12 protein-coding genes and 1 pseudogene are annotated in these 12197 nt (G+C 63.7%); 9 read left to right on the plus strand and 4 right to left on the minus strand.

The window, feature by feature from the left end:
* Positions 1-106: 106 nt before the first annotated feature.
* The gene (locus BQ8794_RS29990) at positions 107-2125 is read left to right on the plus strand and encodes an amidase (RefSeq protein ID WP_077383476.1); all 2019 of its coding nucleotides are present in this window, start codon (positions 107-109) and stop codon (positions 2123-2125) included.
* Between the two features lie 58 nt (positions 2126-2183).
* On the opposite strand, the gene BQ8794_RS29995 is transcribed toward BQ8794_RS29990, so the two are convergent.
* Positions 2184-2513 carry a hypothetical protein gene (locus BQ8794_RS29995; RefSeq protein WP_077382694.1) on the minus strand — a complete coding sequence of 110 codons (330 nt, stop codon included), beginning with the start codon at positions 2511-2513 and terminating at the stop codon, positions 2184-2186.
* Between the two features lie 281 nt (positions 2514-2794).
* Between BQ8794_RS29995 and BQ8794_RS30000 the strand changes: the two genes are divergently transcribed.
* On the plus strand, positions 2795-3040 hold the full coding sequence (locus BQ8794_RS30000) for an exopolysaccharide production repressor protein (RefSeq protein WP_077382697.1): 246 nt from the start codon (positions 2795-2797) through the stop codon (positions 3038-3040).
* Between the two features lie 201 nt (positions 3041-3241).
* Positions 3242-4864, plus strand: a complete 1623-nt coding sequence (locus BQ8794_RS30005; RefSeq protein WP_077382700.1) for an ABC-F family ATP-binding cassette domain-containing protein — start codon at positions 3242-3244, stop codon at positions 4862-4864.
* Between the two features lie 64 nt (positions 4865-4928).
* Here BQ8794_RS30005 and BQ8794_RS30010 read toward each other — a convergent pair whose 3' ends face one another.
* Positions 4929-5360 (minus strand): SAM-dependent methyltransferase, encoded by a 432-nt coding sequence (locus BQ8794_RS30010; protein WP_077382703.1) that lies wholly within the window; start codon positions 5358-5360, stop codon positions 4929-4931.
* Positions 5361-5914: 554 nt separating this feature from the next.
* Here BQ8794_RS30010 and BQ8794_RS30015 point away from each other — a divergent pair.
* The 6 genes and pseudogenes from BQ8794_RS30015 to BQ8794_RS30035 all read left to right on the plus strand — a co-directional run.
* The gene (locus tag BQ8794_RS30015) at positions 5915-7219 is read left to right on the plus strand and encodes a mechanosensitive ion channel family protein (protein ID WP_077382706.1); all 1305 of its coding nucleotides are present in this window, start codon (positions 5915-5917) and stop codon (positions 7217-7219) included.
* 350 nt (positions 7220-7569) lie between these two features.
* Positions 7570-8688 (plus strand): KamA family radical SAM protein, encoded by a 1119-nt coding sequence (locus BQ8794_RS30020; RefSeq protein WP_077382709.1) that lies wholly within the window; start codon positions 7570-7572, stop codon positions 8686-8688.
* 179 nt (positions 8689-8867) lie between these two features.
* Entirely contained in the window at positions 8868-9518 is a 651-nt protein-coding gene (locus BQ8794_RS30025; protein ID WP_077382712.1) for a BA14K family protein, read from the plus strand.
* A 130-nt stretch (positions 9519-9648) separates the two neighbouring features.
* On the plus strand, positions 9649-9978 hold the full coding sequence (locus BQ8794_RS30030; RefSeq protein WP_077382715.1) for a DUF2934 domain-containing protein: 330 nt from the start codon (positions 9649-9651) through the stop codon (positions 9976-9978).
* 4 nt (positions 9979-9982) lie between these two features.
* Positions 9983-10132, plus strand: a complete 150-nt coding sequence (locus BQ8794_RS35250; protein ID WP_023677295.1) for a hypothetical protein — start codon at positions 9983-9985, stop codon at positions 10130-10132.
* 392 nt (positions 10133-10524) lie between these two features.
* Positions 10525-10632 (plus strand): annotated as a pseudogene (locus BQ8794_RS30035) (BA14K family protein); the annotation flags it as partial.
* Between the two features lie 393 nt (positions 10633-11025).
* Here the strand turns inward: BQ8794_RS30035 and BQ8794_RS36910 are convergent.
* Both BQ8794_RS36910 and BQ8794_RS30040 read right to left on the minus strand, forming a co-directional pair.
* Positions 11026-11238 (minus strand): hypothetical protein, encoded by a 213-nt coding sequence (locus BQ8794_RS36910; protein WP_244555158.1) that lies wholly within the window; start codon positions 11236-11238, stop codon positions 11026-11028.
* Positions 11235-11972 carry a hypothetical protein gene (locus BQ8794_RS30040; RefSeq protein WP_244555159.1) on the minus strand — a complete coding sequence of 246 codons (738 nt, stop codon included), beginning with the start codon at positions 11970-11972 and terminating at the stop codon, positions 11235-11237. Before BQ8794_RS30040 ends, BQ8794_RS36910 begins: the two co-directional genes overlap by 4 nt.
* Positions 11973-12197: the final 225 nt, after the last annotated feature.

Consider the following 12197-nt stretch of genomic DNA (forward strand, 5'->3'; position numbering starts at 1 on the left):
ATGCAAAGTTTTGGCAAAGAGGGCCAGGGCAGAGGGGGGCGTGAAGGATCGCGACCTGTACAAAAGCGGCGCGAGGCCGCATCGTCGCCCGATGCAGGGACCGAAGATGACGACCAATCTCCACATCGTCGAGGCATCGATCGCACAGCTGCGGCAAGCGCTGGAGGCCGGCACCGTCACCAGCGTCGAGCTGGTCGGCGCGTATCTCAGGCGCATCGCCAGGTACGACCGCCATGGCATCACCCTCAACGCCGTTCCCGTGCTCAATCCCAGAATGTTCGAGGAGGCGGCCGCGTCCGACTGGCGCCGCAGGAACGGTGCTGCGCTCGGGCCGCTGGACGGCATCCCCTACACCGCCAAGGACAGCTACAAGGTATCAGGCCTGACAGTGGCCGCCGGCTCGCCGGCCTTCGAGCATCTCGTCGCCAACGAGGACGCCTTCACCATAAGGCGGCTGCGGGCCGGCGGCGCGGTGCTGATCGGGCTGACCAACATGCCGCCGATGGCCAATGGCGGCATGCAGCGCGGCGTCTACGGCCGGGCGGAAAGCCCCTACAATGCCGATTACCTGACCGCCGCCTTCGCGTCGGGCTCGTCGAATGGTTCCGGCACCGCGACCGCCGCCAGCTTCGCCGCCTTCGGGCTTGGCGAGGAGACATGGTCGTCGGGCCGCGCGCCGGCGTCGAACAACGCGCTGGTCGCCTACACGCCGTCGCGCGGCGTCATTTCGGTGCGCGGCAACTGGCCGCTGGTGCCGACAATGGACGTTGTGGTGCCGCATACGCGCAGCGTGCCCGACATACTCGAACTGCTCGACGTGATCGTCGCTGACGACCCGAACACAAGCGGCGATTTCTGGCGCGCGCAGCCCTGGGTGGCGCTGCCGAAGAGCTCGGACGTACGGCCGTCGCGCTACACCGGCCTCGAACTGGAGGGAGCGCTGCGAGGCAGGCGGCTCGGCGTGCCGCGCATGTATATCGGCCGCGATACGGAGGCCGACAATGCGATCCAGACCCGCGCGTCGGTGCTGGAACTGTGGCAGCAGGCGGCCGCCGATCTGCGGCGGCTCGGCGCAACTGTGGTCGAGGTCGATTTTCCCGTCGTCTCCAACTACGAGCGCGACCGGCCGGGCACAAAAAACATGGTCGATCGCCGGCTGGTTCCCAAAGAATTCGCCGAACGCGAGATATGGGACCTGTGCGTCTTCGCCTGGGACGATTTCCTGCGCGCCAATGCCGATCCCGCGATCCCCTATCTTTCCTCGGTCGACGGCGCAAAAATCTTTCCGCGGCCGCCGGGCACGCTGCCGGACCGCTATGGCGACAGTTTTGATCTGGCGGAATATGTCGAGCGGGCCAAGCGCGGCGTCACGCCATTCCTGGCCATTCCCGAGCTGGAGGCTGGCGTGAAAGGCCTGGAGGCGACGCGGCGCATCGATTTCGAGGATTGGCTCGACGCGCAAGAGCTCGACGCAGTGGTGTTTCCCGCCGTCGCCGATGTCGGGCCGGCCGATGCGGATGTCAACGAGGCCTCCGCTGCGCTGGCCTGGCGCAACGGCACCTGGGTCGCCAACGGCAATCTGGTGTGGCGCCATCTCGGCATTCCGACCGTCACCGTGCCGATGGGCGCGATGGCCGATATCGGCATGCCGGTCGGCCTCAGCTTCGCCGGCAAGGCCTATGAGGATACGAAGCTGCTGCGGCTGGCCGGCGACTTCGAGCGTTTTGGCCAGCGCCGCAGCCGCCCGCCGCGCACGCCGGAACTTCCCGACGATGTTTTTTTCGCCCGACACAACGCTAGCATGCCCGGCCAGACGCCGTCGCTGACCGTCGCGCTTGCCGCCGAGACGCGTCATGCCGGTGATCAGGATGAGATAACCATCATGCTCGACATCGATGGCGAGGCCGGAACCGACACTCGTGTGAAGGTGCATGTCAACGGCGAGCCTGTCACCATGCAGCGGACCGGCGCGCGCTTCACCGGGCGTGCAGTCGTACCGGCCAAAGAGCACGAGAGAATCCACAGCGTCTGGCGTAGCTCGTACGGCTCTATCGTCACCGCCGTCGTGCGTCTTGAAGACGGACGCGCCGCCGGCGCCTACATGGTGACCGGCGGGATCGGGTGACCATCGCGCTTCGCCTTGTGCTACGGCGCGCCGTCTGCAACCGGCTTTTCAATTCGCGTCAATCCGGCTTGCAGGGGTCGGCCTTGGCCGCTGCTGTCTTTTCACCCTCCTGCTGCGCCTCGACCTCCTGCTGCGAGGTGGCAAGGTTTTTATCGCCACCGCCTTCCTGGTTGGCAAGCGGCATGGTGTTGCCGGTCTTGTTGGCCGGGCCGCCCTCGACCCTGCTGCCGGCATTCGCATCAGTTTCGAGGGGTGCACGCGTTCCGTCTTTTGCGACGCCTGATTGAGCTTCGATCGATGCAGTCGTATCATGGCAGGTGGCGCTTGCCGTGCCGGCCGTCAGGCCGATCATTGAGGTGGCGAGCAAAATAGCGGTAAACGTCTTCATCTCATCCTCCTTTCGGTGTTTGAGGCTGTCTTTCTAAACTGCCGGCACTATCCGAGGTTCCGCTAATTCAGTTCGAACCTCGAATCTGAACGCCAGCGGACCTTCCGGGACGGAGCCAGGTAACCCGTAAACCATAAGTTGCACCATGGCAGCCGCTGCTCGACATGGTACTTGCGCCGCCCCTAAAATAATGGGATCCTGCTTCCGGGTATTGAGGTAACGAGTGTTTTGGGGGGAAGGCGTCTCGGCTGTTGTAAGTTCCCGGACGGCTTTGAGAGTTCATGAATGTTCTGCGGTTCCTGGTGGGCATGCTCACCATGTCGTTCATCGTGGCCATCTCGACTTATTGGGCAACGGGTTCAATCTGGAAGGCGACCGGCGGAACGGTCATTGCCTTGATCGTTTTGCAACTTGGGTACTTTCTCTACCTCCTCTGGGCGGCCAATAGGCTCGACGCGGAGGCCGCAGAAGATGGCCATTCCGAGAGCACTACCTGGCTCGACCATGGAGCTGGTATCTGGCCCTAGCGCATGACCCGAACCGAAGAATTGTCGGTTCGAGACCGGATGGCTCCGGAATGTGCGTGGACATTCCGCTGGATTAGCCAACCAATATATCTCAGCCCGGTTCGGACAATTTGGCACGCAACCTCATGCTTTGCGGGCTTCCGCAGGCGCCGCCTATCGCGTATTGGCGCGGGGAAACTCCCTTGGGCGCGCGTGAAAAGCATGATTCGACTGGAAAGCATCAGCAAGCAGAACGGCCGGCAGATCGTCTTCATCGAGGCCTCCGCCTCCTTGCAGAAGGGCGAGAAGGTCGGGCTGGTCGGCCCCAACGGCGCCGGCAAGACGACGCTGTTTCGCATGATCAACGGCGAGGAGCAGCCCGACGAGGGCCAGGTCTCGGTCGATCGCGGCGTCACCATCGGCTATTTCAGCCAGGATGTCGGCGACATGGCGGGCCGCAGCGCGGTTGCAGAAGTGATGGACGGCGCCGGGCCGGTGAGCGAAGTGGCGGCCGAGATGGGCGTGCTCGAAGCGGCCATGGGCGATCCCGATCGCGCCGACGAGATGGACGCGATCATCGCCCGCTATGGCGACCTGCAGGCGCGTTTCGAGGAGCTCGACGGCTATGCGCTGGATGGCCGCGCCCGCGAAGTGCTGGACGGTCTCGGCTTCAGCCAGGAGATGATGGACGGCGACGTCGAAAAACTTTCCGGCGGCTGGAAGATGCGCGTGGCGCTGGCCAGGATCCTGCTGATGCGGCCCGACGCCATGCTGCTTGACGAGCCGAGCAACCATCTCGACCTGGAAAGCCTGATCTGGCTGGAGCAGTTCCTGAACAACTATGACGGCGCGCTGCTGATGACCTCGCACGACCGCGAGTTCATGAACCGCATCGTCGACAAGGTGGTGGAGATCGATGGCGGATCGCTGACCGCTTACTCCGGCAACTATGAATTCTACCAGCAGCAGCGGGCGATCGCCGACCGGCAGCAGCAGGCGCAGTTCGAGCGCCAGCAGGCGATGCTGGCCAAGGAGATCGCCTTCATCGAGCGCTTCAAGGCGCGCGCGTCACATGCTGCCCAGGTGCAGAGCCGGGTGAAGAAGCTTGAGAAGATCGACCGCGTCGAGCCGCCCAAGCGCCGCCAAAAGGTGTCGTTCGACTTCCAGCCGGCGCCGCGCTGCGGCGAGGACGTGGTGACGCTGAGGAACGTCCACAAGGGCTATGGCAGCCGCCCGATCTATCAGGGGCTGGATTTCCAGGTGCGCCGCCGCGAGCGCTGGTGCGTGATGGGCATCAACGGCGCCGGCAAGTCGACGCTGCTGAAGCTGGTCGCCGGCGCGTCCGAGCCGGACAATGGCACGGTGGCGCGCGGGCCCAGCGTCAAGATGGGCTATTTCGCCCAGCACGCCATGGAAGTGCTGGAGGGCGAACGCAGCGTGTTCCAGACGCTGGAGGGCGCCTTTCCGCAGGCAGGCCAGGCGCCGCTCAGGGCGCTGGCCGGCTGCTTCGGCTTTTCCGGCGACGAGATCGAGAAGAAATGCCGGGTGCTGTCGGGCGGCGAGAAGGCGCGGCTGGTGATGGCGCTGATGCTGTTCGACCCGCCTAACCTGCTGGTGCTGGACGAGCCGACCAACCACCTCGACATCGCCACCAAAGAAATGCTGATCACGGCACTTTCGCAGTATGAGGGCACCATGCTGTTCGTCTCGCACGATCGGCATTTTCTGGCGGCGCTGTCGAACCGCGTGCTGGAACTGACGCCCGAGGGGATTCATACCTATGGCGGGGGCTATACGGAGTATGTCGAGAGAACGGGGCAGGAGGCGCCTGGGCTGCGGGTATAGGGTAGGCAGGCCCGGCGCTGCCGCTCACCGTCACCCAATGCTCGGAGAGGAAGCCACGGGCTGCTCAGCCATGCAGAACAATTTCGCGCAGCGGATCGCCGCCGTCGATGAACAGCCGGCCTTGCGCCGTCAACGCGCTCTTGAGCCGTTGCAGGGCGATTTTTCCTGCCTCGGGATGACGCCCGTCCAACGCGCCGACGCGCACCGCAACGGCAATGTCGAAATGCTTCTCGTCCGCCGCCAACTGGAAATCCTCGATGGCGACCTGACGCAGGCTCAGCCGGCCCGCTGCAATCTCGGCGCGCGAGGCGGCCCTGGCCTGCGTGATGGCCTTGGCCGAGCGGTCGATCGCCAGCACGTGGCCGTCGCCAATCCGGCGCGCGATCTCGCGCGCCGCAGCACCCGGTCCGCAGCCGATCTCCAGCACCCGCATGCCCTGCCGCAAAGGCAACGCATCGACGATCGCCAAGAGTCTTGGCGACAGCCCATTCGTCATTCCCTCGTCTCCAGCCTCTTCCGGGATCCGAGATTAGCGGGCGTGGCTGGCGGCGGGAAGGCCGACTACCTGAGGGGATAGTCGATGTGTTCACCGGCCTCGACGACCGGCAGCCGGCGAAAGCGAACAGTAGGAGGTACTTAAACAGTGGGAGGCACTTAAAAAGCTCTTCCCGGATTGAGCGATAAACCCCGAGCGGCCCGGCGTCGTTGGCCTGAGGGGGGCGGGACTGGCGCCGAGCCTAACCGGTTGGGGGGTAGATCACCGGCCACCTGCACACATACGCTCAATCTAATTTAAGTGCAAGCTAATGTAACAGTGATTCAATGTTGCACGTTGGCGATTTTCCAGCGGTTGTTTCCAATCAGTTGATGTTTCTGGCGGCCGCTTCCTGGCCGCGCGCGTCACTCCTATGGCGGCGGCTATACCTGAGATGTTGAGCGCACCGGCCAAGAGGCGCCGGGGGCGCGGGGATGAAGCGCAGAGCGCCGGCTTGACCCTGCACCAGGCCGGCGACATTGTGCTGGTCGCCAGTCCAAAACGGTCGTGTGGGAATGGATCTTCGCAACGCCATCGATGAATCGCTGGCCTGGGCCAGCCGATGGTTCGACTACGCCGTCACGCCGTGGTTTTTCTATCAGGCTGCCATCATCGTCACGCTCTTCCTGGTCGCGAAGCTCGCGGCGCAGCGCATCGAACCGCTCGTGGAGAACCGGGCACGCCAGATCAAGGGGCATCCCGGACTGTTGAGGGTCGTCGTCGCCCTTTTGCGGCGCACCGACTGGATCCTGTTCACGGTCTTCCTGCTTGCCGCGCTCATTCTCTTGCGCGCCGTCACCTGGCCAAGCCGGAGCCACTTCATCTATATCGCGCTCTCGCTATCGCTTGCGTGGCTGTTTGCGTCGGTGCTGTCGCGCATCGTCCGCAACCGCTTTGTCGCGCGGGCTCTCGCCTGGCTGACCTGGATCTATGCGGCCCTTGTCATCCTGGGCATCGATGACGACGCCGCGGCTTTCTTGGACGGCCTCGCAATACCTTTGGGCGCGGTGCGCCTTTCGGCGCTCATGGTGCTGAAAGCGGCGCTGCTGCTGATCGCCACGGTCTGGCTTGCGGTTGTCGTCGGCAAGTATATCGACGAGCGCGTCCGCATCTCCGAAGAGCTGACGCCTTCGATCCGCGTCCTCGTCGGCAAGGTCGCAAAGGTCGCTCTTGTGCTGGTGGCGGGTGCCATCGCCCTGTCTTCCGTCGGACTCGACCTGACGGCCCTGACAATATTCTCCGGCGCCGTCGGCGTCGGCCTGGCTTTCGGGCTGCAAAAGGTGGTTTCGAATTTCGTCTCCGGCATCATCATCCTGCTCGACAAGTCGATCAAGCCGGGCGACACCATTTCGCTCGAAGGCACGTTCGGCTGGGTGCGCGAATTGCGGGCGCGGTTTGTCTCGGTGGTGACTCGCGACGGCCGCGAGTACCTGATCCCGAACGAGGACTTCATCACCCAAAGGGTCATCAACTGGTCGTTCAGCGACAACCTCGTGCGGCTCGACGTGAATTTCGGGGTCTCTTACGACGCCGATCCGCATAAGGTCAGTGAACTGGCGATCAAGGCCGCCATGAGCGTCGGCCGGGTCGAAGCGGACCGGCGGCCGGTCTGCTGGCTCACCGACTTCGGCGAATCCTCGCTCAATTTCGTCCTGCGCTTCTGGATCCACGACCCTCAGCAAGGCCTGACCAACGTGCGCGGCAGGGTGCTTTTGGCGCTGTGGGACACTTTTAGGGAAAACGGCATCGACATCCCCTATCCGCATCGCGAGATCATCATGAAGCCGGATGGCGGCGCCGAGAAATCAGGCGGGCGTTGAAGCTGACAATCTCCCCCCTCGTGGGGGTTGAGGAGTGGTCCGCGCAGCGGACGGAAAGCCAATTGCTTGGCTTTCCGAACGACGAACGCCCGGCAGGGCAGAGGGGGGCGCGAAGGATCGCCAACCTTGCTCGTCCGGAGCCCTTCTGAACCGCAAGGACGTTCTGAGCTAATCTGCGCAAAGCAGATTGCCATCGATTGAGAGAGGTCGGCGGGACAGCGCCCCCCTCTGCCCTGCCGGGCATCTCCCCCACAAGGGGGGAGATTGGCAGCTTCGGCGCCGAGTACATCCGGCAAGGGTTCGCACCTCGGCTCCAATGCTGTATCCAGCCCGAATTCAAGGAGCCTGCGATGATCTCACACCTCGACACCACCGACGCCGGCATGGCGGCCGACGACGACGCCGCGTGGCAGGGCGATGTTCGCGCTGGCGTGCGACAGGTGCGCGATCTGGATTCCCTGCCGCTGTCGGCAGCCGAGCGCGCGGCGGCTCAAGCCGCCGCCACGCGCCACAAGGTTCGCATCCCAAAAGCCTATCTCGACCTGATCGACTGGAGCGACCCCGCCGATCCGATCCGGCTTCAGGTCATCCCGTCGCCCGAAGAGCTGGACGAGCAGGAAGGGGAGCTCGACGATCCGATCGCGGACCACGCCTTCAGCCCGGTGCCGCGACTGACGCATCGCCATGCCGACCGGGTTCTGCTGTTTGCGACCTACCAGTGCGCGGTCTATTGCCGGTTCTGCTTTCGCAAGGAATCGCTGACCTCGATCGGCCGGGGTTTTTCGCGCGAGGCGCTGGAGCCGGCATTCGCCTATATCGAGGCCCACCCCGAAATCCGCGAGGTGATCCTGACCGGCGGCGATCCGCTGTCGCTGCCGGACAAGGCGCTGGCGGAAATCCGCGCCCGCATCGAGGCGGTTGCGCATGTGCGGCTCTTGCGAATCCACACGCGCGTGCCCGTGGCGCTGCCCTCGCGCGTCACGTCAGGGCTGGTTCGCTCGCTGCAGGGCCGGCTGATGGTCACAGTCGTCACCCATTTCAACCACGCGCGGGAGATCACGCCGGCCACCGAAGAATCCTGCCGCGCCTTGCGGCAAGGCGGCTTCGTGCTGCTCAACCAGAGCGTCCTGCTGAAAGGCGTCAACGACACGGTCGAGGCGCTGGAGGAGCTGTGCCGCGAGCTGATGTACCGCCTCGGCGTGAAACCCTATTACCTGCATCACGGCGACCTCGCGCGCGGCATGGCGCATCGGCGCACCACCATTGCCGAGGGACGGGCGCTGGTCAGCGCCTTGCGGGCGCGCCTGTCGGGCATCTGCAACCCCGTCTACGTGCTCGACCTGCCGGACGGCGGCGGCAAGGTGCCGCTCGGCCCATCCTATGTCGAGGCGCAGAACGGAGAGACTTGGCGAATTCGCGGGCAGGATGGTGAGGTGAGGGCGTATAGGGAGCTTGTCGGCGATCCTTGAAAGCTTGGTTCCTCGCCCCGCGAAGCGGGGAGAGGTGGCTCGGCGAAGCTGAGACGGAGAGGGGTCCTTCGAGAAATGGAGACCTTCCTTTCAGCGCCGGAAGCTCCTGCTGCCGCGCCTGGTTGGAACCGGATCCAATGCCTCGCATTTCTAGAGATGACGGGGCAAAGGAGCGCAGGGTGAAAGCTTTATCGGCGGTACTTGGCGGCTTCGTGCTGACGCTTGCGGTTTTCGCCAGCGGATTGGCCTTCGCTGTCTGGATTCTTTCCGCCGAGCCGGTGCGGCAGGCCGCCCCGACCTCCAGCGTCGCCGAACTGTGGCCGAGGGAGCCGCGGAAGGTGGACCCTGCTTCGCAGCGTCTTGAGCGCCTTCCCGCGCGCGAGGTCCCGGAGATCCCGGTTGATCGCACCTCGAAACCTGCCGATGCCGCAGCTTCGGCGCCCATCGTTACCGGCGCTATCCAGCCGGCAGCGGACGAGCAGCACGCGGTGCCCGCCGCCCATGTGGAATGGTGCGCAAGCCGCTACCGCTCCTACAGGCCAAGCGACGACCACTACACATCCTACAGCGGAGAGCAGCGTCCCTGCATCTCGCCCTATTTCGCTGCCGGCGCGGCCGAGCGCATCTCGTCGCTCCCCGACGATGGCGGCGACTACGTCGAGGCGAGCGACACGTGGCCAATGGATGGGGACGTTCCGTCGGATGAAACCGGCGCCGCCTGGCTTCCGCCCGACCACGTGGAATATTGCTTCAGCCGCTACCGCTCCTATCGGCCGGAAGACAACAGCTACCAGCCCTATTCCGGCGGCCCGCGGAGGCAGTGCGAGTAGGCAGGGCGGGAGGCGGGCTGGCGGCCGCAATGCATGGCGCCTTGTGCGACCCCCACCCAACGATCACGCAGATTTCTTGGATCGTTCGGGTTGGCGCGGCGTTCATCCGAGACCCAAAGGAGGAATCAACATGGGCGACGACCGGGAAGACAAGATTCGTGAGCGCGCATACCAGATCTGGGAACGCGAAGGTGGGATCCATGGCGATTCCGAGCGGCACTGGCACCGGGCCGAGGCCGAGATCGACAGGGAGGCAGCCCTGCCGCTGACGGCAGGCGATGCCCTGCCGGAAACCCGCGAGGTCGCGAGCTCCGACGTCTTGACGGTGGAGGCCCTGGCGGTGCGCACCGGCATATCGGGCGAACAGGCGCAGGAACTGATCGACAGGCTGGGAAACGACCGGGCGGCGATCGAACAAGCCGCGCGCAACCTCAAGGGGAAGCAGCGGCTCGGGGAGTGAACAGATGATCAGAAAACTCAAAGACGGAAAATACCGCCTCTATTCGCGCAAGAAAGACGAAAAGACCGGCAAGCGCCGCAATCTCGGCACATTCGATACCCGCGAGGCTGCGGAGAAGCACGAACGCGAGGTGCAGTATTTCAAGAGGCATTGAGGCGGCGTGCCGTCGCTTGCCAGGCAGCCGCCTGGCATGCCTCGCGGAAACCTGAGCCTGCGAAGACGGCGGCCACGCATCTCTGCTCCGGACAGTTTTCGAGAACATGGTGCGTCCACCAAGCCTTGGTCCGGAAGCAGGGAGCGACGCCCATGGCGGTTGCCCGCGGATTTTAGCACGGTACGCAAATTGTTCAGAACCGTACCTGATGCACCTCGCGCAAGCGGCATCAAACTTTCAGTGACGAAGCGTTTGCCTGCAACGTGGCCGAACGGACTTTTGTACTCTCTAAATGCATCACCGCGCCGCTCCCGACGATGGCTATGTCGAGGGCGAGCGACACGTGGCCAATGGACGGCGACGTTCCGTCGGATGAAACCGGCACCGCCGAGCTTCCGCCCGAGCACGTGCAATGTTGCTTCAGCCGCTACCGCTCGTATCGGCCGGAAGACAACAGCTACCAACCCTATTCCGGCGGCCCACGCAGGCAGTGCGAGTAGGCAGGCGCCTCGCACGCCTGTCGGGCATAGGCAAACTACGTGCTGGACTTGCCGGAAGGCGGAGGGAAGGCGCCGCTCGGGACGTGCTATGTCGAGGCGCGGGACGGTGAGGCGTGGCGGATTTGCGAGATCGAGAAGAAATGCCTCGGTTAAGGACTGTCTTTATTCAAGCCACGGCATGCAGAGAAATCGGATATCCGTGAACGGCCTGTTTTGACCCGAAGGCGACGCCCGCACGTCAGAGTCTGAATGACAGCTTTGCGCCGATGTCCGCCATTGAGGTCTCCTTCGTCGTTTCCCGAAAGCAGACATTCGGCTTAGACGGCATGCCGACCGGGTTTGATCCCAACCGGGGGGTCGAAGCGCTGACGGCCCTGCCGGGATTCGCGCGGCCTACCTGCCGAACTCCACACCTCCGCCGAAATCGAACACTGCGCGCATGCTGAAAAGGTGAGCGTTCTCGCCTTCGGCGCTGCGCACGAACGTATAGGCAGCGCCTAGGTGTTTGATCCCGGACTTTAATGGCGCATCTTCGCCGTACGTATCAATCATTTCGAAATCGGCCAGGTGCTCGTAAGTGTTCGGGCCTCCGGCGACAAGATTCATCTGCTGCGTATAGGTTGCGATGTAAGTCCACGGCTCCACTTCCAAGACCGCGGAGCCTGTGAGGACCAGGGCATCGTTCGGGCCGCCGTCGAAATGCCAGAGATAGGCCTCTTGGTCGCGGCGGCGAGGTACGCCCGTTCGCTGCCAAGTGTCAGCTCTTCTTCGATGGCCTCATCGGTAGGCTGGCCTGCCTTCTGGTGCCGAAAACCGAGTCTGTAGCCGAATTCACCGTCCATGTAGCAATCGACCGTTTCCGATCCCTTGCAGCCATCAAGGACGATCGAGAACGAGGACAGGCCGTCCGTGTTGCCGGCGCCACCATCCGACAGGCTTGTTCGGCCCCGACTAGTGAAGAGCGAATTGCTGAGGATCGTGCGGTCAGTGAACGCAGTCGCCGCCAAAGCATGGTTTAGTCCGAGGCTTTCGAAGCCGAGGATAATCTCGCCGCCCAGGCGTTCGTCAGCGTCGAAGTCCGACACAAGGTCGGTGGCATTGATCCCTGGCGCAATTTCGCTGGCGACGCTGAAGATCGTATCAAATTTTCCGACCCTCAAGGTGGCCGGATCTGCTTCGACGGTGCCGTAGAGTTCTGCCACATATGTGCCGATTCCTTCAAAAATCGCATTCTCGCCGGGCTCTGGGTCTATTACAGGCTCGGTGATGATGGACGTCGCCAGCTGTAGATAATCCGTCGGCGCGAAGAAAAGATCGACCGTGAGCGTCGGTTGAAGCACGTCGGATTTCAGAAAAGCCCGGATCGGCGGCAAAAATCCAGTCGTTCTGAAGTTCCGCGGAAATTTCGTATCCCGGGCACGGCGCCGTGCAGCCTTCGATGAGCACCGGCACCGGATCTTCGGCCAGTGCTGGAGTCGAGGTCGCCAGCAACTCCAAGACAGTCAGAGCGAGGGCAAAAACACGCATGGCCGACCACCCACTGGATGCACTGCACGTGATAGTAG

It is taken from the genome of Mesorhizobium prunaredense (assembly GCF_900156895.1).
Lineage (GTDB): Bacteria > Pseudomonadota > Alphaproteobacteria > Rhizobiales > Rhizobiaceae > Mesorhizobium > Mesorhizobium prunaredense.